This window comes from Pseudomonas sp. FBCC-B35, assembly GCF_059133755.1.
In genome coordinates this window covers 3125426-3151845 of record NZ_CP101439.1, presented here as the reverse complement: position 1 = coordinate 3151845, position 26420 = coordinate 3125426, and the positions used below count along the sequence as shown (strand labels likewise).

General features: G+C 65.6%; 13 protein-coding genes (1 of these 13 cut by a window edge). 11 read left to right on the top strand and 2 right to left on the bottom strand.

Annotated features, from left to right (window positions below; all coding sequences use genetic code 11):
• Positions 1-127 precede the first annotated feature (127 nt).
• The 9 genes from NMB38_RS14245 to NMB38_RS14205 all read left to right on the top strand — a co-directional run bounded on the left by NMB38_RS14245 (position 128) and on the right by NMB38_RS14205 (position 11162).
• Positions 128-2959, top strand: coding sequence for a xanthine dehydrogenase family protein molybdopterin-binding subunit (locus NMB38_RS14245; RefSeq protein ID WP_027916036.1), 2832 nt, complete (start codon positions 128-130; stop codon positions 2957-2959).
• Positions 2952-3488, top strand: a complete 537-nt coding sequence (locus NMB38_RS14240; RefSeq protein ID WP_023535868.1) for a (2Fe-2S)-binding protein — start codon at positions 2952-2954, stop codon at positions 3486-3488. The genes NMB38_RS14245 and NMB38_RS14240 overlap by 8 nt, the downstream gene beginning before the upstream one ends.
• Positions 3489-3490: 2 nt before the next feature.
• A complete protein-coding gene (locus NMB38_RS14235; protein WP_049695660.1) occupies positions 3491-4702 on the top strand; it encodes a cytochrome c in 1212 nt (403 codons plus the stop codon).
• 3 nt (positions 4703-4705) lie between these two features.
• A complete protein-coding gene (locus tag NMB38_RS14230; RefSeq protein WP_027916038.1) occupies positions 4706-5677 on the top strand; it encodes an XdhC family protein in 972 nt (323 codons plus the stop codon).
• Positions 5674-6249: a nucleotidyltransferase family protein gene (locus NMB38_RS14225; protein ID WP_027916039.1), complete on the top strand. Its 576-nt coding sequence runs from the start codon at positions 5674-5676 to the stop codon at positions 6247-6249. The genes NMB38_RS14230 and NMB38_RS14225 overlap by 4 nt, the downstream gene beginning before the upstream one ends.
• A 384-nt stretch (positions 6250-6633) precedes the next feature.
• Complete coding sequence (locus NMB38_RS14220) at positions 6634-7317, top strand: response regulator (RefSeq protein WP_494354811.1); 684 nt, start codon at positions 6634-6636, stop codon at positions 7315-7317.
• Positions 7314-8636 (top strand): ATP-binding protein, encoded by a 1323-nt coding sequence (locus NMB38_RS14215; protein WP_027916041.1) that lies wholly within the window; start codon positions 7314-7316, stop codon positions 8634-8636. Before NMB38_RS14220 ends, NMB38_RS14215 begins: the two co-directional genes overlap by 4 nt.
• A 788-nt stretch (positions 8637-9424) precedes the next feature.
• Complete coding sequence (locus NMB38_RS14210; RefSeq protein WP_494354810.1) at positions 9425-9889, top strand: hypothetical protein; 465 nt, start codon at positions 9425-9427, stop codon at positions 9887-9889.
• A complete protein-coding gene (locus NMB38_RS14205) occupies positions 9771-11162 on the top strand; it encodes an aspartate aminotransferase family protein (RefSeq protein ID WP_088523609.1) in 1392 nt (463 codons plus the stop codon). Before NMB38_RS14210 ends, NMB38_RS14205 begins: the two co-directional genes overlap by 119 nt.
• 37 nt (positions 11163-11199) lie before the next feature.
• Here the strand turns inward: NMB38_RS14205 and NMB38_RS14200 are convergent, their stop codons facing one another.
• Complete coding sequence (locus NMB38_RS14200; RefSeq protein ID WP_027916319.1) at positions 11200-12168, bottom strand: siderophore-interacting protein; 969 nt, start codon at positions 12166-12168, stop codon at positions 11200-11202.
• Positions 12169-12233: 65 nt separating this feature from the next.
• Entirely contained in the window at positions 12234-13355 is a 1122-nt protein-coding gene (locus tag NMB38_RS14195) for a cupin-like domain-containing protein (RefSeq protein WP_490806198.1), read from the bottom strand.
• Between the two features lie 186 nt (positions 13356-13541).
• Here NMB38_RS14195 and NMB38_RS14190 point away from each other — a divergent pair, with 186 nt between their 5' ends.
• Positions 13542-23192, top strand: coding sequence for a non-ribosomal peptide synthetase (locus NMB38_RS14190; RefSeq protein WP_323157959.1), 9651 nt, complete (start codon positions 13542-13544; stop codon positions 23190-23192).
• Positions 23192-26420: the 5' portion of a non-ribosomal peptide synthase/polyketide synthase gene (locus NMB38_RS14185; protein WP_494354809.1), read on the top strand. 14459 nt of this gene lie beyond the right edge of the window; 3229 of the gene's 17688 nt are visible here — the first part of the coding sequence; its start codon is at positions 23192-23194; its stop codon lies beyond the right edge, outside the window. The genes NMB38_RS14190 and NMB38_RS14185 overlap by 1 nt, the downstream gene beginning before the upstream one ends.

Sequence of the window (26420 nt, the reverse complement as noted above, 5' to 3'; positions counted from 1 at the left end):
CAATGCGGTAAAGTTGACAATCAAGTCAGTTTTTCCTGACCTGCACGACAGGGTTTCGACCCCCTCGACCCCTGCACAAGAATTAAGAACACATGGGCAGCACCCCCTGCTGCCCAGAGGATCAAGCATGTCCAACCGTGATATTTCCCGGCGCGCCTTTCTGCAAGGCGGCCTGATCGCTGGCGTCGGCGTGACCCTGGCGCCGCTTGGCAGCCAGGCGTTCGCCGCGCTGATGGAGGACCGGGTTACCGCCTCGCCGCTCAAATGGATGAACCATGACGGCAAGGCGCGCTTTCGTAACGACGCGTTGTCGAAAGTCTGTGGCAACAAGGTCTTCGCCCGTGACATTCGTGCCAAGGACATGCCCGGCTGGCCTGCGCAGCAAGGCCACGCTCTGTTGCTCAAGGCCACCAAGGCCGACCGCCTCTATGAAGGCCACGACCTCAGTGTGCTGGGTGCCGAGTTGCAACCGGACCGCATCGTCACCGCTGCCGACCTGGAGCGCGACGGCATCGCCTGGCCCGAGGCGCACTCGCCAGACCCGCTCTTGCCCCCTGGCAAGGTCCCGATGTTCATCGGCCACCCGGTGGCGCTGCTGATCTGGCACGACTTCGAGCGCTTTCGTCAGGCCAAGCGCCTGCTGCAATTCAACGACCAGGTGATTCGCTACGGCGCCCAGGCGCCGTTGTACCAGCGTGACCCCTACGGCAGTTTCCGCTTCGTGCGGGTGGGTGGCGCCACCCCGTTCGACGAAGACGAATTCTCCAGCCTGAAGGATTCGCCGCTGTTTCCCACCATCCTCAACCGCAAGCCGGTGTGGTCCAAGTCGCCCAACCAACATGGCGACCTGACCGAGCAGGGCCTGTTCTACGCCAACCGCATGGCCGAACAGCTGGCCAACCCGCCCGAGCACTGGCTGGTCTTCGACGAGCGCTTCAAGACCCCCTCCATCGAGCCGGCGGCCTTGGAGCCGGACAACGGCAACGGTTGGTTCGACGTGGCCAGCGGCACCCTGCATTTCGTCGTGGCGACCCAGTGCCCGTTCGAGGCCGCGCAGGAATGCGTGCACATGATCAAGCCGTCACGCTTTGGCCTCAAGCACTTGAACATGCACCCAGGCTACACCGTTGGCTACGGCTCCAAGGATAACAACATCTTCGTCTTCTACGCTGCCGTGGCAGCGCTGTATGGCGAGGGCGTGCCGGTGCGCCTGGCCAACGACCGCTACGAGCAATTCCAGAGCGGCATCAAGCGCCACGCCTTCGACATCCGTTACCAGCTGGCGGTGGACAAGAAGGACAACAGCTTCAAGATCTTCCGTGCCGACATGAGCTGTGACGGCGGTGGTCGCATTAACTACAGCCCCTCCGTTGCAGCCGTAGGCGCTACCGCTGCCCAGTCGATCTACTACATGCCGCAGAACGATCTGGCAGTCACTGCCTATCATTCGCGGGCAGTGGAAGCCGGCTCCATGCGCGGTTACGGCACCCTGCAAAGCATGGCCGCCACCGAGATGATGGTGGACGAAGTGGCCGGCCGCCTGGGCGTCGATGCCATTGACCTGCGGCGCAACAATGCCCTGAAGTCGGGCATGAAGAATACCCAGGGCGCGGTGCCAGCCGGTGCATTGCGCCTGCACGAGATCCTCGACAAGGCGGCTCAGCACGAAGGCTGGCGTAACCGTGATGCACGCAAGCAACGGCGCGAGGCCAGCGACCCGGATCATTGGTACGGCACTGGCTTTGCCATCTGCCAGAAAGACTTCGGCACCGGCGCCGAAGCACCCATGGCCAGCATCGAGTTCAGCCGCGACGGGCGCATCAGCCTGCGCCACATCGGCACCGAGCTTGGCACCGGCATGTCCACCTCCCAGGCACTGGTGGTCAGCGATTTCCTGGGCCGTTCGGCCGACGAAGTGCTCACTGCCGTCACCGAGTGGCCCGAGCTTCAACTGTCCACCAGCGGCAACCCGTACCTGATCAGCCAGGCCGAACAGGACGCCGCCCTGCGCAACCCGCGCTGGGTCGGCAAGCTGGCCTCACCCTCGTCGGCGACCAACTCGGCGTTCTATTTCAGCCATGCCACACGCGAGGCGGCTCGCGCGTTGTTCAATCACGGCCTATGGCCTGCTGCCATGGCCATCTGGACCCAGGGCCCGCACGGCGGCCAGGCCAACCCGCTGGTGGTGCGTCGGGAAAACGCAGTGTGGGTCAACGGTGAGCTGACCGGCAACGGCCTGGCGCCTATTCCTTTTGCGCAACTGGCCGAGAAGGCCCATGCCATGGGCCTGGTAACAGGCGTGAGCGTCCACGGTTTCAACCGCTGGAGCTGGGCTGAGTCCGACTTCGTCATCGACGGCGTGCGCGAGCGTTTCCCGCTCGACGCGTTGGCCGTGAAGTACGGCGACGGCGCCGCCAATGCCAAGAAGGCGCAGATGACCAGCAGCGGCTACCACCTGCTCGACCGTCAGAACCCTGCCTACCCCGATACACAGTTGAACAACGCCATGGTCACCTATTACAGCCCGGTCGCCACCCTGGTGGAGGTGAAGGTGAACAAAGGCACGCACCAGGTGCAGGTCCTCGATCACCACAGCTGGGTCGAATGCGGCCGCGTGCTGGTGCCTGAACTGGTCAAGGGCCAGCTCGAAGGCGGCATCGCCATGGGCATTGGCCATGCACTGACCGAGGAAATGCCGTTGTACGAAGGCGGGCCGGGGGAGGGCGACTGGAACTTCAACCGGTACCGCCTGCCGCACGCGCGTGATGTGGCGGTATGGACGCAAAGCAGCGAGATTCTTCCGCCGCTTTCACCCACCGACCCGTCCAAAGGCATCGCCGAGGTGGTGATGATCCCGATCGTCGGTGCCATCGGCAATGCCGTGGCCCATGCCATCGGCAAGCGCGTACGCGATCTTCCCATTACCCCAGCCCGTATCCAGGAGGCCCTCAATGGCTAACCGTCCACTGCAACTGACCCTCAACGGTCAACCGGTCGGCCCGGTCCAGGTCCCTGACGACCTGGCGATGATCGACTACCTGCACGAGCACCAGAACCTCACCGGCTCGCGCCTTGGCTGCGGGCAGGGCATCTGCCACGCCTGCGTGGTGATCGTCGACAACCCCGACGGCACCAGCGAAGAAGTGCGCACCTGCATCACCGGCGCCCATTACTTCGAAGGCAAGAAGGTCCGTACCATCGAAGGCCACGCCCAGCAGGACGAGGCTGGCAACCTTACGTTGAACCCGATCCAACAGAAGTTCGTCGACCTGTTCGCGTTCCAGTGCAGCTACTGCGCACCAGGCTTCGTCAACGCCGCCACAGTCCTGGTGGAAACCGCACAGCGCCAGCCGCTGAAAAAGAGCGAGGTGCAAGCACGTATCGAAGCCAGCCTTGGTCACCACATCTGCCGTTGCACCGGCTATGTGCGCTACTACCAGGCCACGCGCACGGTGCTCGATGACCTCGGCCTGGTAAAGGAGGGTTGAGCATGGGCTTTTTCCGTAGCGCCCTGGCGCTGGCGTTTGGCCTTGCCGCAACGTGCTCGGCGCTGGCCAGTGATGACGGCCAGATCAAGCGCGGCCAGTACCTGGCCCGTGCTGCCGACTGCATGGCGTGCCACACGGCCGAGGGCGGAGCGCCGTTCGCCGGTGGCCTGCCGATCCATTCGCCGTTTGGCACCATCTACGGCACCAACATCACGCCCGACAAGCAGTACGGCATCGGCAACTACAACGCCGACGAGTTCTTCGCGGCCGTCACCCAAGGCAAGCGCAAGGACGGCGCCAACCTGTATCCGGCCATGCCCTATACCTCGTATCACCTGATGCGGCGTGAAGACTCGGATGCGATCTTCGCCTACCTCAAGACCATCGCCCCGGTCCATCGCCCGGCACCCCAGACGGCCCTGCGTTTTCCGTTCAACGTGCGCCTTGGCCTGAGCGGCTGGAACATGCTGTACGGCAAGAGCGTGCAGGCCCAGCCTGTCGAAGGCAGCAGCCCTGCCTGGCAGCGTGGCCAGTACCTGGTCGAGGTCATGGGGCACTGCGGCGAGTGCCACACCCCGCGCAACGCGGTCGGCGCCTTGCAGCAGGACCTGCGTCTGAGCGGTGGGCTGCTCAACGGATACCTGGCCCCGAGCCTGCTGGCCACCGACCTGGCCGAGCGCGGCTGGTCGCAACCGGATCTGACCGCGTTCCTCAAGCACGGGATCAGCGCCCAGGGCAGTATGTTCAACGAAATGTTTCCGGTGGTGCACCTGAGCACTCAGCACCTGGAAGACGCCGACCTTGCCGCCATGGCCACTTACCTGCTCGGCGACAACCCGCCGGTGGCCAAGGCGATCGCGCCCGTGCCGCTGGCGCAGATGAGCGAAAGTGCCCAGCGCGGTCGCCAGCAATACCTGAACGTATGCGCCGGTTGCCACGGCGTGGAGGGGCAGGGCAAGCCGCACATCGCCGTGGCGATGCAAGGCAATACGGTGCTGCGCCAGGCCGATTCGCGCAACCTGGCCAAGGTGATACTCGACGGGATCCGCGAGCAGCAGTTCACCGGCTTTGAGCGCATGCAGCCGATGCCAGGGTTCGCTGATAAGCTCGATGAACGCCAGGTGACCGACATGGTCAACTACCTGCGTCAGGCATGGGGCGGGCTGCCCGGTGATTTCAGTGAACAACAGCTGGCCGAGCTGAAAGCGGAGTAAAGCGTGCAGCATCTCGATCTACAGGTGATTCGCCAGGCGTTGCAGTGGTCTAGCACAGGTCAAGCGGTGTGGTTGTGCACCGTGCTCGCCACTTACGGCTCGGCGCCCCGCGCGCCGGGCTCGTTGCTGGCAGTCAACGACAAGGGCCAGTGGCTGGGGTCGTTGTCCGGCGGTTGCGTCGAAGACGATTTTCTTGAACGCGTGGCCCTGGGCGAGTTCGTGCAACCGGCGGCCATCGTGCGCTACGGCGATGGCAGCGACCCGCGCTCGCGGGTCAGCTTGCCCTGTGGCGGCGTGCTGGACGTGCTGGTGGAACGCCTGCCGTCCACGTGCGAGGTGCAAGACCACCTGCGCCAGCTGGAAAGCGCGTTGCAGGGTCAGCGGCGGGTACTGCGCCAGGTCAAGGTGCCCAGCGGCATCCAGGGTCTGACAGACGCAGCCGGTCAAGGGCCGCGCGTGCACCGCGACGGTGACTGCGTGCATCTGCGCGTGGGTGCCGCCCAGCGGCTGCTGCTGGCGGGGTATTCCAGTGTTGCCCAGTACTGCGCCGAATTCGCCAAGGCCATGGGGTTCGAAGTGGTCCTGTGCGAGCCACGTGAGGAGGTGCTCGAAGGGGTGCAGATCGACGGTATCGAGGTACGCCGCGAGCTGCCCTCGGAATTCATCTTCAATGGCGGTTGTCATGCCGACACCGCCGTGGTGGCGCTCACCCACGATCCCAAGATCGACGATCTGGCCATGCTCGAGGCCGTGCGTACCGAGGCGTTCTATATCGGCGTGATGGGTTCGCGCGCCACCTCCGATAAACGCCGCGAGCGGCTGCACCGCATCGGCGGCCTGGATACCGATGCGCTGGATCGCATCCATGCGCCCATCGGCCTCAACCTGGGCAGCAAGACGCCGGCCGAGATCGCATTGGCGGTGTTGGCAGATGTACTGCGGGTGCGCAACGGGCTTGACCGGGCCGCCTTGTGAAGGTGGCGGCGCTGGTCCTGGCCGCTGGGCGCAGCAGGCGCTTCGGTGCCGACAAGCGCCGGGCCCTGCTGCCCGACGGGCGCAGCCTGTTGGCCCAATGTGTACAACGGGCCGAGGCGGTGTTCGAGGATGTGCGCGTCGTGTTACGCGAGGACGAGGGCCGCGAGGACTTCGACCTGGGCACCGCCTGTGGCTGGGTCGTCAGTGCCCAGGCAGCTTCGGGCATGGGGCACAGCCTGGCAGCAGGCGTTGCCGCCCTGGCTGACAGCGATGCGCAGGCGGTGGCTATCTTGCTGGGGGACATGCCGTGGATAGAGGCCGCGACCCTCAGGCACCTGGCCGAGATCGCCCAGGCTTCGACCATTGTGCTGCCGCGTCATGCTGGGCAGCAGGGGCATCCGGTGATCTTCGGGCGCGCGTTCTGGCCGGCGCTGTTGGGGCTGACCGGTGACGAAGGCGCCAGAGCGGTGGTGCATGCCAACCGCGCCTCGTGCACGGTGATCGAAGTGTCGGATGCGGGGGTGTTGATGGATGTGGATACCCCCGAGGCGCTGGGCGTTTTAGGGCGTTGAGCAGGGCGGGGCACGTGGTGCTGCGCTGTATCTGGAAGATAGCGATCTCTATAAAAGGGCCTGGCTGGATCAGTCAGGGGGGTGCGCTGTTTTGAGGTTTCAGCTTCGCAGCTGATAGTGCCGGGGCCGCTGCGCGGCCCATCGCGGCACAAGGGCCGCTCCCACACGGGAAACCGATAGACTCCAGATGTGGTGCATGACAGTTGACCCCCAAAGTTAAGCACCGCATGGTCCGGCGCTCCGGCAAGACCGCTCGTTGACTGTCAGACAATCCGCACGTTTCGCCGCCCAATCCTTCTCCCCAAACCCTGTGCCTGCGTCCATAATTCCCCCTTAATCCATTCACGCTGCAATGTCGGCCACACCATTGCGGGAGCCCCACCCATGCACGTTCTGCTTTGCGAGGACGACGACCTCATCGCTGCTGGCATCTGTGCAGGCCTTGCCGCACAGGGCTTGACCGTCGACCGGGTGGGCAATGCCGCCGCCGCCCGGGCCATGCTCCAGGCTGCGCAGTTCGACGTGATGATCCTCGACCTTGGCCTGCCCGACGAGGACGGCCTGAAGCTGCTGCGCCGCCTGCGTCAGCAAGGTGAGACGTTGCCAGTGCTGGTGCTCACCGCCCGTGATGCGGTCACTGATCGGGTCCACGGCCTGCAGGCCGGGGCCGACGACTATCTGCTCAAGCCGTTCGACCTGCGCGAGCTGGCCGCGCGCCTGCACACCCTGCTGCGCCGAGTCGCCGGCCGTGCGGTGAACGTGATCGAGCATGGCCCGCTGCGTTACGACCCCAGCAGCTGCGAGGCTACGCTTGCCGGCAAACCCGTGGACCTGTCTCGTCGTGAGCAAGCCTTGCTCCAGGCCCTGTTGCAGAACGCCGGGCGCGTGCTGTCCAGCGAGCAATTAAAGGACTGCGTGTACGGGTTCAACGACGAAGTGGAAAGCAATGCGCTGAACGTGCATATCCATCACCTGCGCCGCAAGCTGGGCAATGGCATCGTCGAGACCGTGCGCGGGCTAGGCTATCGCCTGGGCCCAGCCAATGCACCCACCGAGACGCCATCATGAGCCTGCGTGTGCGCCTGAGCCTTATCCTGGGCAGTGCCTTCGTGATCATCTGGGCGCTGGCCGCCGCCTGGATGTTGCGCGACCTGCGCCAGCAGATGATGTTCTCCCTCGACCAGCGCCTGGTGGCATCTGCACGCATGGTTGCCGGCCTGATCGACCAGCTGCCCCAGCCGCTCAGCGTCAAGGGCGAAGGTACTCACTATGCGGCTGACCAGTTGAGCGTACCGGACGGCATGGCCTGCCAGGTCAGCTCGCTGCGTGGGGAAATCCTGGCCAGCAACCACAAGCACGATGGCGTCATGGATGACGGGCGCAGTGGTTTTCGCGACCAGACCATCGACGATGCCTCATGGCGCACCTTCACCTACAACCATGGCGATGTACGCATCACCACAGCCGACCGGCACATGGAGCGCGAAGCCCTGAACCAGTCCATCCTGCTCGCTGCCTCGGCGCCGGTGCTGATGGCCTTGCTGGGCAGCCTGGGCTTGCTCTGGGTCGGGCTGGGCAAAGGCCTGGAGCCGCTCAATCGCATGCGCGATGCCCTGCGGCGCAGGCGCCCAGACAGTGTCGAGCCGTTGCAGGTGGCCGGCATGCCCAGTGAGCTCCAGCCGTTGCTGGAGACCCAGAACCAGCTGTTCGTGCGCATCGCCCAGACCATCGAGCGCGAGCGGCGCCTGACCGACGATGCCGCCCATGAGCTGCGCAGCCCGCTGACAGCCATCAAGACCCACCTGCAGGTTGCTCGCATGACCGAGGGCACGGTGCGCGAACAAGCGCTCGAGCATGCCGAACAGGGCGCCGATCGCATGCACCGGACCCTGGAGCAATTGCTCATGCTGGCACGGGTGGAGGGTAGCTTGTCGTTCGACGACGGTGTGCAGTGCAGTGCCGAGCAAGTCGCGCGTCAGGCGGTGCAGGACGCCGGGGGTGGTGACAACCGCAGGATCGTCCTGAACTTGCCGCCCGAGGCGGCCCAGGTCTACCTGAGCATGCCCGCACCGCTCGCGGTGGCGGCGCTGCGCAACCTGCTGGACAACGCCTTGCGCCATGGCGGTGACGATGCGGTGGAGCTGGAGGTACAGGCCGTGGAGGGGCAGGTGGGGTTCATGGTGCGCGATCACGGGCCAGGCATTGCCGAGGCAGACCTCGGGCACCTGACCGAGCGTTTCTGGCGTCATGGCCAGAGCAGCGGATGCGGACTTGGCTTGGCCATCGTTCAGGCAATTGTGCAGCGCTGTGCGGGTAGCCTGAAATTCGATAGCCGAAGTGATGGGTTGAGGGTGGTATTGCAGGTGCCGGCGCGGCCTGCGGGGTGATCCTGGGCGTTGTCTGAACATTCTGGGGCCCAAAGCACGCCGTGTAAGAGGTGGTTGAGCAAGCTAGTTCTTTTATAGTCGGTGAAGATGTCTACTGCTACCTATTCTGGTAGACTTCTCGATCTATAATCATTGCAGTTGCAGTTGCAGTTGCAGTTGCAGTTGCAGTTGCAGTTGCAGTTGCAGTTGCAGTTGCTCTTGCTCTTGCTCTTGCTTCTAAGCGCGCGGTAGTTCAGGCGCCGCAGATCGCGACTTCAGGAGGCCGAGCGCAGGGCTTGCGGAGGGAGGTGACGGGCATGGATGCCCGTCAAGCGCTGGGCCCCAGGATGGGGCCTGCAGCGCGGTCCTCCCGGGAGCAAGCCCGGAGCGAGGGAACCCCGGAGCGTAGCGTAGGGGCCGGATGATAGGAGCAGGCGGTTTTTGCTTACTTTTTGACAAGACAAAAAGTGAGCCGCCGTAAGGGCGGAAGGGTGACTGTGCGCCACCCGCGCCAATGAATACCAACTCGATATATGTGCCAACGCTTTGAAGTTTGAAGTTTGAAGTTTGATTGGGTTGGTGTGGGTATTGAAAGAGAGCATAGTCCATTTGCGATGGCGACGCTTAATCACCTTTTCGCCCTTACGGCGAGTTACTTTTTGTCAAACGCCACAAAAAGTAACCAAAAAAGGCTGCGCTCCATTCATACGGCCCCTACGCTGCGCTTCGGGGTTCCCTCACTCCGGTCTTGCTCCCGGGAGGACCGCGCTGTAGGCCCCATCCTGGGGCCCAGCGCTTGACAGGCATCCATGCCTGTCACCTCCCTCCGCAAGACCTGCGTTCGGCCTTCTGAAGTCGCGAAGATCAAGATCAAGATCAAGATCAAGATCAAGATCAAGATCAAGATCAAGATCAAGATCAAGATCAAGATCAAGATCAAGAGCCAGAGCCAGAGCCAGAGCCAGAGCAAGAGCAAGAGCAAGAGCAAGAGCAAGAGCAAGAGCAAGAGCAAGAGCAAGAGCAAGAGCAAGAGCAAGAGCAAGAGCAAGAGCAAGAGCAAGAGCAAGAGCAAGAGCAAGCCCCCCCTAAATCCTCCCCCCGGCCAAGCGTCTCTCAAGCGACTACCGCCCATTCGCTTGCTTGCGAGGATTCACCATGTCCACCGCTACCAGCCTTGCTCAGATCCCACCGGCCACCACCCCGCATCCCCTGTACGAATTCACCGACTCCCCGCTGCTGCACCGCCAGCAGCAACAGGAGTCCAATGCCCGTAGCTACCCCCGCCGTATCCCGCTGGCCCTCAAACGAGCCCGTGGCATCTATGTCGAGGACGTCGAAGGCCGCCAGTTCATCGACTGCCTGGCCGGGGCCGGTACGCTGGCGCTGGGCCATAACCATCCCGTGGTGGTCGAAGCCATCCAGCGCGTGCTGGCCGATGAACTCCCCCTGCACACCCTGGACCTGACCACCCCGGTCAAGGACCGCTTCGTCCAGGACCTGTTCGCCGTACTGCCCGAAGCACTGCGCCGTGAAGCCAAGGTGCAGTTCTGTGGCCCGACCGGTACCGATGCGGTGGAAGCGGCGCTCAAGCTGGTGCGCAGCGCCACCGGACGCAGCACGGTCCTGACCTTCCAGGGCGCCTACCACGGCATGAGCCAAGGGGCACTCAGCCTGATGGGGAGCCTGGGTCCCAAGCAACCCCTGGGCGCATTGCTGGGCAGCGGCGTGCAGTTCATGCCGTACCCCTACGACTATCGCTGCCCATTCGGCCTGGGCGGCGAGGCGGGCGTTAAGGCCAACCTGCACTACCTGGAAAACCTGCTGCTCGACCCCGAAAGCGGGGTGCCGCTGCCAGCAGCGGTGATTCTGGAAGTGGTGCAGGGCGAAGGCGGCGTGATACCCGCCGACATCGAGTGGCTCAAGGGCGTAAGGCGCATCACCGAGCAGGCGGGCGTCGCGCTGATCGTCGATGAAATCCAGAGCGGCTTCGCCCGTACCGGGCGCATGTTCGCCTTCGAACACGCCGGTATCGTCCCAGACGTAGTCACCTTGTCCAAAGCCATCGGTGGCAGCCTGCCCCTGGCCGTGGTGGTGTACCGCGACTGGCTCGACACCTGGAAGCCGGGCGCCCATGCCGGCACCTTCCGCGGCAACCAGATGGCCATGGCCGCAGGGTCTGCCGTGCTCGAATACCTGGTCGAGCACCACCTGGCGGACCATGCCGAGGCCATGGGGCAGCGCCTGCGCGGGCACTTGCAACGCCTGCAGGCGGACTATCCGCAGTTGGGGGATATCCGTGGCCGGGGGTTGATGCTGGGCGTGGAACTGGTCGATCCGCACGGCACGGCGGACGCCCAGGGGCACCCGCCGGCCAACCGCGAACTGGCCCCGCGCGTACAGCGCGAGTGCCTCAAGCGAGGCCTGATCCTGGAACTCGGTGGCCGCCACGGGGCCGTGGTGCGTTTCCTGCCGCCTTTGATCATCAGCGACGAACAGGTCGACGAGGTCGCGCAGCGTTTCGCTGCTGCCGTGGCCGCGGCGGTCTGAGCCCAGCCGGGGGCCGCTTGCCCCCGGCTATACCCCTTCAGTCCAAAGTTCTGCCTGCACGCCAGTAGCCCATCAGGGTCAGCCATTGGCGCGGTAACCCGCGCTCCTTGATCAAATGACGACGGATGGCCATGACCGTGGCCGACTCGCCCGCCACCCAGGCGTGGAACGCGCTGCAGGCGGTACTGGCCTGCTCCCATAGGATGCGCTTGTCGATATCGATATCCTCCAGCCTGGCCCTGGGCACGGCATGCCCCTGGGGCAGGCGGGCCAGTTCATGCACGGCATGCAGCATGGCCTGGCCGTGCTCGCAGTTCAGCAGATCGCGTGGCAGCCAGTGCAACTCGACGCCGCTGCCATGCCGCACATCCAGGCAATCGGCCTGCAATGGCACCTCGATGAACGCCTGCACCGCTAGGTCCGGTTGCGTCACGGCCAAGGCTTCGAGGATGCCGGCAATCGCTGGCAGCGCCGTTTCATCTCCGACCAGCAGCACGTTACGTACCCCTTGCGGCGGCTTCCACTCGTACCCACCAGGGTCTCCCGTATAGGCCAGATTAGGTGCCAGCATCTGCAGGCGATCACCCGGCTGCGCCTGGGTAGCCCAGGCTGAGGCAGGGCCGTTGACGCCGTGCAGGACGAAATCCACGTCCACCTCCAAGGCCTCTGGGCGCAGTGCGCGCAGGGTGTAGGTACGCATGGGTGGGCGCTGCTCGGCAGCGAGCGCGCTGTGGGCGGCCTTCCAGTGCTGGTCGGCAGGCAGTTGCGCAACGGAGCCATCGGGCGCGGGGAAGAACAGCTTCACCCGCTGGTCTGGGGCCAGGGTCGTCATCTGCGCCACGTCCGGGCCGGTGAACACCAGCCGGGTGAGCGAAGGGGTAAGGGTCAGGCGACGGCTGAGCACCAGGTCGAACAGGCGGTAGGGCTGGGCCTGGCGTGTGGCGCCGCCAATCAGACGGCGCAGGCCTTGCTGGAGGGTTTGGGTCATGCGGGCGGGGCTGGGCATGGGGCGTTCTCGTGCAGACGTCTTTGCTGAGAAACGAGCTGACGCCCAGGCAAATTAAACGCACATCACCAACCGCGACCGGCGTTCACCCAGAAGTTGACCGACAGCGACGTGGACACCGACTCCACCTGGTGGAACCAACCCTCGGGCAAAAACAGCAGGTCGCCGGCTTGCAGCACCACGCGCAGGAACGGCACATCGCGGGCGGCCGGGAAACGCTGGTAGTCGGCGGCATCGGGGTTGAAGTCGCAGCCGTCCAGGCCACCCTTGGGGCTGGTCGACCAGGTGCCCAGCGCCGGGCGGTGATGCGGGGCAGCAAGAATGAACGACTTCTGCCCCCAGACTTGAGCGAACAGGTTGTCGGTGTCGTCCCGGTGCAAGGGTGTGAGCGTCCCTTTGGGCCCGATCCAGATGCGTGGCGCGATGTAGCGCGAGCGTTCGAAATAGTCGGGGAAGCGGATCAGCGCCAGGAGCTTTTCCGGGACGATGTTGTTGCCCATGTAGGGCGGGGTTTCACCCGGTTTGGCCGGGGTATCGAGCGAGGCAATGAAGTCGGCCATGGAGGTAGCGCGAAAGTCGCGGTCGGTGGAGAAGGTTTTTTTCACGTAATCGCCGTGGCGGGTGATGCCTTGCAGCTCGGCAAAGTGCGCGAGGGATGCCTCACGCCCCATGCTGAACAGCGGCCAGTCGTGCAGGGCATCGCTCATCACCACCGGCATGCCCTGGGGCAGGAACTCCCGGGCAAAACGCTCGGCTGACAGGTGCGCCCGTGGCAGGCGGGGCACCTCACGCAGCACAGGCTGCGCTGCCGATATCCGTTCGCTGATGCGCGCGGGCGTGGGGTAGCGTTGGTTCATGGCCACCTTGCTGGCCGACGTGCCTTGCCGCGCGCTGTTGATGATCTGCGGCAGCAGCGTGGCCAGGCCCATGTTGCCGGTGATCTTCAGCCGCGCACTGGCGAACAGTTCCTCGACATTGGCCGTGCCGCCCATGATCCCGAGAAAGTCGCGCTCGGCCACTTCGATGGTGACGTCCGGCGCTGCGTGGCGACCCGCACCGGTGCGGCTCTGCTCGCGCACCTCTGACCAGAATGCCCGGTCATGGGCGAAGACGAACTGGTAGACGCCCTCGATGCCCACGCCATGGGCATTGGCGAACAGCCTGCTGAGAATGCTCTGAAGGTCCACGGTCAACCCCTGTCGATCTTTCGTTGTGCAGGGTTAACGAGCGATACGCGCACCGATTTAACCGGCGCCTTACCGGCATGCGTGGCGCCAGCGCCTAAGCTGCGCGGCTAATTTTCTTGCGTCGTCCTACGTCCCGTAGGGATAGCCGAGCCAACGCTCGATACCCAACTGTATGGAAGGTCGCAGATGAATGCCGATAAGTCCCTCAAGCTTGCCCGCCGTTTCATAGAGCTGCCAGTGGACAAGCGTCATCTGTTTCTGGATGGCCTGCGCGCCGAAGGCATCGACTTTTCCCAATTCCCCATCGCCGCCGACGTGCAGGTCCCGGACCGTGATGCACTGTCCTATGCCCAGCAGCGCATGTGGTTTCTCTGGCAGCTGGACCCGCGCAGCGGTGCCTATAACCTGCCCAGCGCCGTGCGCTTGAGCGGGCCTCTGGACGAGGCGGCGCTGGAGCAGGCCTTTGCTTGCCTGGTAGCACGCCACCAGACCCTGCGCACGGTATTCGCCGAAGGCGAAGACGGCCAGGCTCGGCAGGTAGCGGCCAAGTACCCGATGCACGTGGCCAAGCACAGCCTGGTTGACCTGGACGCCGATGCCCAAGCGCGCGGTGTGCGCGAGCTGGCCGAACACGAGGCGCAGCAACCCTTCGATCTGGCCGTCGGCCCCTTGATGCGCGTCACCTTGCTGCGGCTTGGGGCGCAGGAGCACGTGCTGCTGCTGACCCTGCACCACATCGTGTCCGACGGCTGGTCGATGAACGTGCTCATCGACGAGTTCGTCCAGGCTTACCAGGCCTTTGCCGCAGGCCTTGAACCAGCGCTACCGGCCTTGCCTGTCCAGTACATGGACTATGCGCTGTGGCAACGCAAGTGGCTGGAAGCCGGTGAGCAGGCGCGGCAGTTGGGCTACTGGCGCGAGCAGTTGGGCGATGAGCAGCCGTTGCTGGAGCTGGCCACCGATTTTCCACGCCCGGCGGTGGCCAGCCAGCGCGGCCAACGTCACGAGCTGGTCATCGACCCGGCCCTGGCTGATCAACTGCGGGCCTTGGCGCGCCAGCACAACGTGACCTTGTTCATGGTTCTGCTGGCGGCATTCAATGTGCTGCTGTACCGCCACACCGGCCAGACCGATCTGCGCATCGGCGTGCCCGTGGCCAACCGCAACCGGGCCGAGGTCGAAGGCTTGATCGGTTTGTTCGTCAACACCCAAGTGCTGCGCACCTGCCTGCACGGGCATCAGTCGGTCGCCAGCCTGCTGGCCGCCGTAAAACAGACCACCGCCGGTGCCCAGGCGCACCAGGACCTGCCCTTCGAACAGCTGGTCGAGGCCCTGGACCTTGACCGCAGCCTCAGCCATAACCCGCTGTTCCAGGTGATGTACAACCACTTGCCCAACGTTGCCGATATCGAGGTAATGACGGTGCGCGAGGGGTTGGAGCTGCGCCCACTGGAGGCGAGCAGCCGCCCCACGCCCTTCGACCTGACCCTGACCACCTTCGAGCGCGGCGGTCGTCTGCATGCCTCGCTGACCTATGCCAGCGAGCTGTTCGAACCGGCCACCATCGCCCGCATGGCCGGGCACTGGCTGCAACTGCTGCAAGCGATGAGCGAGGATGCCGACCAGCAACTGGACCAACTGCCTTTGCTCGATGCGCACCAGACGGCATTTTTGCAACAGCAGGCCACGGGCCCACAGGCACCAGCAGCGCCGTCGGCACTGGAGATGTTCGAGGCCCAGGTGCAGCGCGTTCCCGATGCCTTGGCGCTGACATTCGCCGGCCAATGCCTGAGTTACGCCGAGCTGGACGCCCGCGCCAACGCGCTGGCCCTGCAACTGGTCGAGCTGGGCGTCGGTGCTCAGGTGTGCGTTGGCCTGGCCGCCGGGCGCTCGTTGGAAATGGTGATCGGCCTGCTGGCCGTGTGGAAGGCCGGGGCAGCTTATGTACCGCTGGACCCGGCATTCCCTGCCCAGCGGCTGGCCTACATGATCGAAGACAGCCGGGTCGGTGTGCTGCTGACCCAGCAGGCGTTGCAAGCCAGCCTGCCGCACATCGCCGGGGTGACGACCCTGCTGCTCGACCCCGCCCGCCCTGAAATGAGTGCGCAGGGCCCGCAGCGCCCCGTCCACGCTGGCGAGCTGGCCTACGTCATCTACACCTCCGGTTCCACCGGCACCGCCAAGGGTGTGGCCGTCAGCCACGGCGCCCTGGGCAACTACCTGCAAGGCATTTTCCAGACCTTGCCGCTGCAGGGCGCAAGCAACATGGCGGTGGTCTCCACCCTGGCTGCGGACCTGGGGCATACCGTGCTGTTCGGCGCATTGTGCTCCGGGCGGTCGCTGCACATCATCGAGCAGGACGTGGCCCTCGACCCGCAGCGCTTCGGCGCCTACATGCAAGGCCATGGCATCGACGTGCTGAAAATCGTGCCGTCGCACCTGGAGGCGCTGCTGGGCGCCGATCAACCGCAACAGGTGCTGCCTGCTCGCTGCCTGGTGCTCGGTGGCGAGGCCTGTTCGCCTGCACTGATCGAACGCCTGCGCGCCTTGGGCCGCTGCGACATCATCAACCACTACGGCCCGACCGAAACCACCGTCGGCGTACTGACCCAGAACCTCAGCGCGGCAGACAGCCCCATCGTGCTGGGCCGGCCATTGCCCAACACCCGCACCCAGCTGCTCGATGCCGGCCTGCAACTGCAGGCGCCGGGCAGCCACGGTGAGTTGTACATCGGTGGCGCTGGCCTTGCCCGTGGGTACCAGAACCGTCCAGGCATGACCGCCGAGCGCTTCGTGCCTGACCCCTTCGGTGCACCGGGTGCGCGCCTGTATCGCACAGGTGACCGGGTGCGTCGCCTGCCCTCGGGCGAGCTGGCGTTCCTTGGCCGTGTCGATCGCCAAGTCAAGCTGCGCGGCTACCGCATCGACCTGGATGAAGTGCTGCTGGCCCTGCGTGCAGCGCCCCAGGTGCGCGACGCGGCCGTGCTGCTGGTGGGCGAAGCCGCCCATGCGCAACTGGTGGCCTATGTGGTCTACGCGGACACTGACGCGCAAGCGCAGCTGGAGGCGTGGCTGCAAGCGCGTCTGCCTGACTACATGCTGCCCAGCACCTATCAGGCCCTGGCCGTCATGCCCCTGACCGCCAACGGCAAGCTCGACGCCCGCGCGCTGCCTCAGCCGACCCAGGCGCGTGCCGCCGATGCCCATGTGCCGCCGGTAACTGAGCGCCAACGTGCCCTGGCGGGCATCTGGGAACAGGTGCTCAAAGTGCCGGCAGTCGGCCTTGGCGACAATTTCTTCAGCCTGGGCGGCCACTCGTTACTGGCCGTGCAGATCGTCTCGCGTGTGCGCCGCCAACTGGGGCTCGACCTGCCGCTGCGGGCCATGTTCGACACGGCCAACCTGGGTGAACTGGCCCAGGCGCTGGAGCACTGCGAGCGCTACCGCGAACAGGCGGCCATTGCGGCACTGCCGCGCAGCGAGCGCCTGCCGGCGTCGTTCGCCCAGCAGCGCCAATGGCTGTACTGGACCTTGCAGCCCCAGAGCACCGCCTATCACACCCCGCTGGCCGTGCGGCTGCAGGGTCAGCTTGATCGCCAGGCCTTGCAGCGGGCGATGGACACCTTGCTGGCACGGCACGAAGCCTTGCGCACCACGTTCGTCCAGGAGGATGGCCAGCTTTACCAGCAGGTGCAGCCGGCCGGGGCGGTGGACCTGCAATGGATGGCCTTGCCCGATGCCAGCCAACCCCAGCTGGAGCTTGCGGTGCGCGCCGAAATCACGCGCCTGTTCGACCTGCACCAAGGCCCCCTGATGCGGGTGAAGGTGATCGAGCGCGCGATTGATGAATGGGTGCTGGTGCTCACGCTGCACCACATCACCTCCGACGGCTGGTCCATGAGCCTGTTGGTGCACGAATTCGTCGACCTCTACAGCGCCTTCAGTGCCGGCCATACGTCCGCTCTGCAACCGCTGGTGGTGCAGTACGCCGACTACGCCCACTGGCAGCGCCAGTGGCTGGACCAAGGCGAGATGCAGCGCCAGCAGGCCTATTGGGTCGAACGCCTGGGTGGTGAACCGGTGGTGCTGTCGCTGCCGACCGATCACCCGCGCACGGCGCAGCTCAGCGACCGTGGCGGGCGCCTTGACCTGCGCCTGCCGCAGGACCTGGAGCGTCAAGTACGCGAGTTGGCCCAGGCCCAGGGCGTCACCTTGTTCCAACTGTTCCTGGGTACCTTCGCCTTGCTGTTGCAACGCTACAGCGGCCAGCCGGACGTGCGCATCGGGGTGCCAGTGAACAACCGCAACAGCCAGGAGCTGGAGGCGGTGGTGGGCTTTTTCGTCAACACCCTGGTCATGCGCTTGTGCCCGCAGCCTGAGCAATCGGCGGGCCATTGGCTGCAGACGGTCAAGGAGGTGACGTTGTCGGCCCAGGCCAACCAGGACCTGCCCTTCGACCGCCTGGTGGAAGTGCTCAACCCCCAGCGTGCGCTGAATCACAACCCGCTGTTCCAGGTGATGTACAACCACCTCAGCACTGTCGGCGCCACCGCGACCGGCACCAGCCTGCCAGGTTTGCAGGCTCGCGAACTGCTGCTCGATGGCGGCGCCGCGCAGTTCGAGTTGTCCCTTGAAACCTTGGAAACGCCGCAGGGCATTTCCGTGGCCCTGGTGTACGCCGCCGACCTGTTCGAAGCCGCCACCCTCGAGCGTATGGCCGGTCACTGGCAGACCCTGCTGCGCGGCATGGTTGCCTGCCCTGCACAGGCCATTGGCGAGCTGCCGATGCTCGCTGCCAGTGAACAGCACGGCCTGCGCACTTGGAACCAGACCGCTCAGCGTTACCCCGAGCAATACTGCGTCCACCGCCTGATCGAGCAGCAGGCCCAGCGCAGCCCCGAGGCGACCGCCGTGGTGTTCGGCGCACGTCAACTCACCTATCGCCAACTCAACAACGCCGCCAATGGCCTGGCCCGGCAACTGATCGATCGCGGCGTTGGCCCGGACGTGCTGGTAGGCATCGCCGCCGAGCGTTCGCTGGAGCTGGTCATCGGCCTGCTGGCCATCCTCAAGGCCGGTGGCGCCTACCTGCCGCTGGACCCGGACTACCCCGAGGAACGCCTGGCCTACATGATCGAGGACAGCCGCATGGCCTTGCTGCTGCATGCACCAGGCTTGCGCCTGCCGGTGCCCGAAGGGCTGGCGACGCTCGAGCTGCTGGCCCCGCAGGCGGACCCGGTTGACGTACCGAACCCGCAGGTCGACCTGGCGCCGGAGCACCTGGCCTACGTGATCTACACCTCCGGCTCCACTGGCAAGCCCAAGGGTGCCGGCAACCGCCACGTCGCCCTGGCCAACCGCCTGTACTGGATGCAACAGGCCTATGAACTGACCGCCGCCGACCGGGTGCTGCAGAAGACGCCGTTCAGCTTCGACGTGTCGGTGTGGGAGTTCTTCTGGCCGTTGATGACCGGCGCCCAACTGGTGGTGGCCGAACCCGGCGCGCACCGCGACCCGGCGCAACTGGTGGCCCTGATCGAGCAGCATGGCATCAGCACGTTGCACTTCGTGCCGTCGATGCTACAGGTGTTCCTGCAATCGCCGGACCTGGACGGGTGCCACAGCCTGCGGCGCATTCTCTGCAGCGGCGAAGCACTGGCGCTCGATGCCCAGGCCCAGGTGTTCGCACGCCTGCCCAAGGCCGGCCTGTACAACTTGTACGGCCCGACCGAAGCCGCCATCGACGTCACCCACTGGACTTGCGTGGAGGAGGGCAGCGACAGCGTGCCCATCGGGCGCCCCATTGCCAACCTGCACACTTATGTACTGGACGCGGCCCTGCAGCCGGTCGTGCCGGGGGTGGCTGGTGAGCTGTACCTGGGCGGCGTGGGCCTGGCCCGTGGGTATCACCGCCGCCCGGCGCTGACCGCCGAGCGCTTCGTGGCAAGTCCTGTGGGTAATGGCGAGCGCTTGTACCGCACGGGCGACCTGGTGCGTTACCGCGCCGACGGCGTGCTGGAATACCTCGGTCGCCTGGACCACCAGGTGAAGATCCGTGGCCAGCGCATCGAGCTGGGTGAGATCGAGGCGCGCCTGCTGGAAGTGGCCGGTGCGGGTGAAACCGTGGTCGTGGCCCGAGAGGATGCCCAAGGTCAGCACCTGGTCGGCTACGTGGCCGACCCATACCCGCCTGCTGATCTAGCAGCCTGGCAAGCCCAGCTCAAGGCCCGATTGGCCGAGGCCTTGCCGGCCTACATGGTGCCTTCGCACCTGGTCTGGCTGGCGGCGATGCCCTTGAGCCCCAACGGCAAGCTGGACCGCAAGGCCTTGCCTGCGCCTGATCTGGAACAAGCCCGGCAGGCCTTCCAGGCACCGAGCACTGAGCTCGAGTGCACCGTTGCAGCCATCTGGAGCCAGGTGTTGCACCTGGACCAGGTAGGCATGGCCGATCACTTCTTCGACTTGGGCGGGCACTCGCTGCTCGCCACCCAGGTGATTTCGCGCGTTGCCCAGGAACTGGACCTGGAGGTGCCGCTGGCGCTGCTGTTCGAACACAGCACCCTGCACGCCTTTACCCAGGCCGTGAGCGCTCTGCAAGGCCACCGCGCCGCACCGATCGCCCCCGTGGACCGCAACCAGCCGCTGCAGCTGTCGTTCGCCCAGGAGCGGCAGTGGTTCCTGTGGCAGCTGGAGCCGCACAGCAGCGCCTATCACATCCCCATGGCCCTGCGCCTGCGTGGCGAGCTGGACCTGCAAGCGCTGGAAGACAGCTTCAACCTGCTGGTGCAGCGCCACGAAAGCCTGCGCACCACCTTCATCCAGGAGCAGGCCCAGGTTCGTCCGGTCATCCACGCCCACTGGCGTTTGCCTGTGCCGGTGCAATCCGTTGCGGGCGAAGACGAGGAGGGCACACTGATCCAGGCCTTTATCCAGGCCCAGACCGCCCAGCCTTTCGACTTGGTCAATGGGCCGTTGCTGCGCATCGGTGTGCTGAAACTGGGGGCACAGGACCACGTGCTGACCTTGGTTCAGCACCACATCGTTTCCGATGGCTGGTCGATGCAGGTGATGGTCGATGAATGGATGCAGAGCTATGCCAGCCTGACAAGCGGCGCGCAGCCGAACCTTGCGCCGCTGCCCGTCCAGTACCTGGACTACGCCCACTGGCAGCGCGACTGGCTGGCAGCCGGTGAACGCGAGCGTCAGCTGATGTACTGGCGTGAGCAACTGGGCGATGAGCCGGTGGTGCTGGAGTTGCCCACCGATCACCCGCGTCCTGCCGTGCAGAGCTACCGCGGTGCCCGCCTGGGGCTGACCTTGGACACGCAGCTGACCACGGGCCTGCAACAGCTGGCGCAGCAGCACAACGTCACGCTGTTCATGCTGCTGCTGGCCTCGTTCCAAGCACTGTTGCAGCGCTACAGCGGCCAGGACGACATCCGTGTCGGCGTGCCCGTCGCTAACCGCCATCGCCTGGAGACCGAGCGTCTGATCGGCTTCTTCGTCAATACCCAGGTCTTGCGTGGGCGCTTCGATGGGCAGCTGACCGTAGAGGCGCTGTTGGAACAAGTGCGCCAGGCCGCGCTGGGCGCCCAGCAGCATCAGGACCTGCCGTTCGAGCAGCTGGTCGAAGCCCTGCAGCCGGCACGCAGCCTGAGCCACAATCCGCTGTTCCAGGTGATGTTCACCCACCGCAACCTGCTCGACCAGCAGCTGGGTGACGGCTTCAAGGTGCCGCAGCTCGATGTCCAGACCCTGAGCGGCGAACACCACAGTGCCCAGTTCGACCTGGCCCTGGACACCTTCGAGACACCCGACGGCCTGGGGGCGACCTGGACCTTTGCCACCGACCTGTTCGAAACCAGCACGCTTGAGCGCATGGCCAGCCATTGGCAAACCCTGCTGCGCGGCATGCTTGCCAGCCCTGGGGCACGAGTGGCCGAGCTGCCCCTGATGGACGCACGGCAGCTGGACACTGCGCGCACCTGGAACCAGACCGCTCAGCGTTACCCCGATGAGCACTGCGTCCACCGCCTGATCGAGCAGCAAGCCCAGCGCAGCCCCGAGGCGGCCGCCGTGGTGTTCGGCGCGCGTCAACTCACCTATCGCCAACTCAACAACGCCGCCAATGGCCTGGCCTGGCAGTTGATCGATCGCGGCGTTGGCCCGGACGTGCTGGTAGGCATCGCCGCCGAGCGTTCGCTGGAGCTGGTCATCGGCCTGCTGGCCATCCTCAAGGCCGGTGGCGCCTACCTGCCGCTGGACCCGGACTACCCCGAGGAACGCCTGGCCTACATGATCGAGGACAGCCGCATGGCCTTGCTGCTGCATGCACCAGGCTTGCGCCTGCCGGTGCCCGAAGGGCTGGCGACGCTCGAACTGCTGGCCCCGCAGGCGGACCCGGTTGACGTACCGAACCCGCAGGTCGACCTGGCGCCGGAGCACCTGGCCTACGTGATCTACACCTCCGGCTCCACTGGCAAGCCCAAGGGTGCCGGCAACCGCCACGTCGCCCTGGCCAACCGCCTGTACTGGATGCAACAGGCCTATGAACTGACCGCCGCCGACCGGGTGCTGCAGAAGACGCCGTTCAGCTTCGACGTGTCGGTGTGGGAGTTCTTCTGGCCGTTGATGACCGGCGCCCAACTGGTGGTGGCCGAACCCGGCGCGCACCGCGACCCGGCGCAACTGGTGGCCCTGATCGAGCAGCATGGCATCAGCACGTTGCACTTCGTGCCGTCGATGCTGCAGGTGTTCCTGCAATCGCCGGACCTGGACGGGTGCCACAGCCTGCGGCGCATTCTCTGCAGCGGCGAGGCACTGGCGCTCGATGCCCAGAGCCAGGTGTTCGCACGCCTGCCCAAGGCCGGCCTGTACAACCTGTACGGCCCGACCGAAGCCGCCATCGACGTCACCCACTGGACTTGCGTGGAGGAGGGCAGCGACAGCGTGCCCATCGGGCGCCCCATTGCCAACCTGCACACTTACGTACTGGACGCGGCCCTGCAGCCGGTCGTGCCGGGGGTGGCCGGTGAGTTGTACCTGGGCGGCGTGGGCCTGGCCCGTGGGTATCACCGCCGCCCGGCGCTGACCGCCGAGCGCTTCGTGGCAAGTCCTGTGGGTAATGGCGAGCGTTTGTACCGCACGGGCGACCTGGTGCGTTACCGCGCCGACGGCGTGCTGGAATACCTCGGTCGCCTGGACCACCAGGTGAAGATCCGTGGCCAGCGCATCGAGCTGGGTGAGATCGAGGCGCGCCTGCTGGAGGTGGCCGAAGTCCGTGAAGCGGTCGTGCTGGCTCAGCCTGGCGCCGCCGGTGCGCAACTGGTCGGCTACGTGCTGGTCGCCGGCGCTGACCTGGAGGCCACGCGCCAGGCGCTGCTGCGCGAGCGCCTCAAGGCTCACCTCAAGGCCAACTTGCCCGGCTACATGGTGCCCGGCCAATGGCTGCTGCTGGAACAGTGGCCGCTCAGCCCCAATGGCAAGCTGGACCGCAGGGCCTTGCCGCTGCCCCAGGCCGCGCCACAACAACAGGGCTACGAAGCCCCGCAACGCCCGGTCGAGTGCCAACTGGCAGCGATCTGGCAGGACCTGCTCCAGCTCGACAAGGTCGGCTTGAACGACCATTTCTTCGACCTGGGCGGTCACTCTCTTCTCGTCGTGAGCCTGGTCTCACGCATTCAACTCGAGCTTGGTATGAAGGCAACTGCGCAATTGATTTTCCAATACCCCACCCTGGGCGAGCTGGCCCGCCAACTGGAGCGCGAAGGCGGGGCGGTGGATGCCTCCACCCTTGACCAGCTCGAAAGCTTGCTCGACGAAATGGAGGCGGTGTAATGGATCACGCCAGCGCCCTGCGCATTGCCCAACGCTTCATCGCCTTGCCCGTGGACAAGCGCCGTCAGTACCTGGCCAAGATGGCCGAACAAAAGGTCTCGCCCAGCAACCTGCCGATTCCGGTCATCCGCGAGCAGTTGGACAGCTTGCCGCTGTCCTTCGCCCAGGAGCGCCAGTGGTTCCTCTGGCAGCTGGAGCCAGGCAGCAGCGCCTCTCACATCCCTACCGCCCTGCGCCTGCGCGGCCAACTCGACACCCAGGCCTTGCAGCAGGCGTTCGATGCCCTGGTGGCACGCCACGAGACCCTGCGCACCACCTTCGTGGTGGAGGAGGAGCGGCCCTGCCAGCGCGTGCATGGCGCCCTGCCGATCGCGATCGAGCCGTTGCACCTGCCGGCCACCCTGGCACCCGAGCACCAAGACGCCCAGGTACAGGCGTTGATCGAGCAGCAGATCGCCAGGCCCTTCGACCTCGAACACGGTCCGCTGGTACGGCTGGGGCTGCTGACGGTGGCTGACGATGAACATGTGCTGGTGATGGTGCAGCACCACATCGTCTCCGATGGCTGGTCGATGCAGGTCATGGTCGATGAGCTGATGCAGCTGTACTTGGGCTTCGTCCACGGGCGGGCGGTCGAGCTGCCCGCGCTGCCCATTCAATACGCCGACTACGCCATCTGGCAGCGTCGCTGGATGGAAGCCGGCGGCAGCGAGCAGCAACTGGCCTACTGGCGTGAGCAACTGGGCGCGCATCAACCTGTGCTGGAGTTGCCCACCGACCGTCCGCGTGCGGCCCAGCCAAGCCTGCGCGGCGCGCGTGTCGACCTGCCCATCGACAGCGCCCTGAGCGAAGCCTTGCAAGGCCTGGCGCAGCAGCAACAGGTCACGCTGTTCATGCTGTTGCTGGCGTCGTTCCAGGTGCTGCTGCACCGCTACACCGGCCAGACCGATATTCGCGTCGGGGTGCCCAACGCCAACCGCAACCGGGTCGAGACCGATCGCCTGCTGGGCTTCTTCGTCAACACGCAGGTGCTGCGCGCCGATGTGCAGGGGGCCTTGGCCTTCCCGGCGTTGCTGCAACAGGTCAAGCAGACGGTGCTCGGTGCCCAGGCGCATCAGGACCTGCCGTTCGAACAACTGGTCGAAGCTTTGCAGCCAGACCGCAGCCTGAGCCACAACCCGTTGTTCCAGGTGATGTACAACCACCAGCGCCAAGGCCGCGACCAACGCACCCGGCAGGTGCCTGGGCTCGATATCGAAGGGCTGTTCTGGGAAAGCCACAGCGCCTCGTTCGACCTGACGCTGGACACCGTGGAGGGCGAAGACGGCCTGTGGGCGTCGCTGACCTATGCGTGCGACCTGTTCGATGCCGCCACCATCGAGCGCCTGGGGCGGCATTGGCTGACCCTGCTGCGCAGCCTCGTCGCCGACCCGTCGCGCTGCATTGCTGCGCTGCCGATGCTGGCCGTCGATGAGCATGAGCACCTGCACGCTGTGCGCAACGCCCCGGACCTGCGTCACGCCGACGGCCCGCTGGTGCACGAGCGCATTGCCCAGTGGGCTGCGCAAACCCCGCAGGCCATCGCCTTGTTGTTTGGCGAGCAGCGCATGAGCTTTGCCCAGCTTGACCAGCAGGCCAACCGCCTGGCCCATGCCCTGGTCACAGCCGGGGTCGGGCCGGAAGTGCTGGTCGGTATCGCCCTGGAGCGTGGCCTTGAGATGGTCGTGAGCCTGTTGGCGGTGCTCAAGGCCGGCGGTGCCTATACGCCGCTCGATCCGCAATACCCCCGCGAACGCCTGGCCTACCTGATGCAGGACAGTGGCATGGCCCTGCTGCTCAGCGACAGCGCGCTCATGCAGCGCCTGCCGGTCCCTGAGGGGTTGGCAACCCTGGCCCTGGACCACATGGACCTGGCCTCGCAACCCTGCCACGCGCCGGCGAACGCCGCCCAGGCCGATAACCTGGCCTACGTCATCTACACCTCGGGTTCCACCGGCCTGCCCAAAGGGGTGGCGGTAGCCCATGGCCCCATCGCCATGCACTGCCGGGCGATTGGCGAGCGCTACGAAATGACGCCAGCCGACTGCGAACTGCACTTCATGTCGTTCGCCTTCGACGGTGCCCACGAGCGCTGGCTCACGCCCCTGACCCACGGCGCTTCGCTGCTGATCCGCGACCCGCAGCTGTGGACGCCGGAGCAAACCTATGCCGCCATGCATGAGCATGGGGTGACGGTCGCGGCGTTTCCACCGGTCTACCTTCAGCAACTGGCCGAGCACGCCGAGCGCGACGGCAACCCACCGCCGATGCGGGTGTACTGCTTCGGCGGCGATGCGGTGTCCGAGGCCAGCTACGCCATGGCCCGGCGCGCACTGCGCCCGACCTACATCATCAATGGCTACGGCCCTACCGAAACCGTGGTCACCCCCCTGATCTGGAAAGCCGGCGAACAGGACCGCTGCGGCGCAGCCTATGCGCCCATTGGTGATCGCGTCGGTGAACGGCGCGCGTATGTGCTCGATGCCGACCTGAACCTGTTGCCCCTGGCCATCCCGGGAGAGTTGTACCTGGGCGGGCAGGGTTTGGCCCGTGGCTACCTCAAGCGCCCGGCGCTCACTGCCGAAAGGTTCGTACCGGACCCGTTCGGCAACGGTGCCCGGCTGTACCGCAGCGGTGATCGGGTAAGCCTGCGCAGCAGCGGCATCATCGATTACCTCGGGCGCATCGACCGCCAGGTCAAGGTGCGAGGTTTTCGTATCGAGTTGGGCGAGGTGGAAGCTCGCCTGCTGGCGGTGCCGGGTGTGCGCGAAGCGGTGGTGGTGGCCCAGGCCGGCCCGAGCGGCCAGCAACTGGTCGGCTACGTGGTGAGCGACGACGCGCCGCAACTGGCGTCCGATCATCAGGCCCAGGCTGAGCGCCGCGAATCGATCAAGCGCCGTTTGAAGGTGGACCTGCCTGACTACATGGTGCCCACGCACGTGCAGTTGCTCGAACGCATGCCCCTGACCCCCAACGGCAAGATCGACCGCCAGGCCCTGCCGGCAGTCGACCTGACCCAGCTGCAAGGCCAGCATGTGGCCGCCAGCAGCCCGCTCGAGCAGGCGTTGGTGCAGATTTGGCAGGCGGTGCTGAAGGTCCCTCAGGTTGGGGTGACCGACAATTTCTTCGAATTGGGCGGCGATTCGATCATCTCGATCCAGGTGGTCAGCCGGGCCCGTCAGGCCGGCA

Excerpts from the sequence above, each read along its gene's own strand:
- NMB38_RS14245 (WP_027916036.1), top strand. The coding sequence starts at position 128 with ATGTCCAACCGTGATATTTCCCGGCGCGCCTTTCTGCAAGGCGGCCTG.
- NMB38_RS14240 (WP_023535868.1), top strand. The coding sequence starts at position 2,952 with ATGGCTAACCGTCCACTGCAACTGACCCTCAACGGTCAACCGGTCGGC.
- NMB38_RS14235 (WP_049695660.1), top strand. The coding sequence starts at position 3,491 with ATGGGCTTTTTCCGTAGCGCCCTGGCGCTGGCGTTTGGCCTTGCCGCA.
- NMB38_RS14220 (WP_494354811.1), top strand. The coding sequence starts at position 6,634 with ATGCACGTTCTGCTTTGCGAGGACGACGACCTCATCGCTGCTGGCATC.
- NMB38_RS14215 (WP_027916041.1), top strand. The coding sequence starts at position 7,314 with ATGAGCCTGCGTGTGCGCCTGAGCCTTATCCTGGGCAGTGCCTTCGTG.
- NMB38_RS14210 (WP_494354810.1), top strand. The coding sequence starts at position 9,425 with ATGCCTGTCACCTCCCTCCGCAAGACCTGCGTTCGGCCTTCTGAAGTC.
- NMB38_RS14205 (WP_088523609.1), top strand. The coding sequence starts at position 9,771 with ATGTCCACCGCTACCAGCCTTGCTCAGATCCCACCGGCCACCACCCCG.
- NMB38_RS14200 (WP_027916319.1), bottom strand. The coding sequence starts at position 12,168 with ATGCCCAGCCCCGCCCGCATGACCCAAACCCTCCAGCAAGGCCTGCGC.
- NMB38_RS14190 (WP_323157959.1), top strand. The coding sequence starts at position 13,542 with ATGAATGCCGATAAGTCCCTCAAGCTTGCCCGCCGTTTCATAGAGCTG.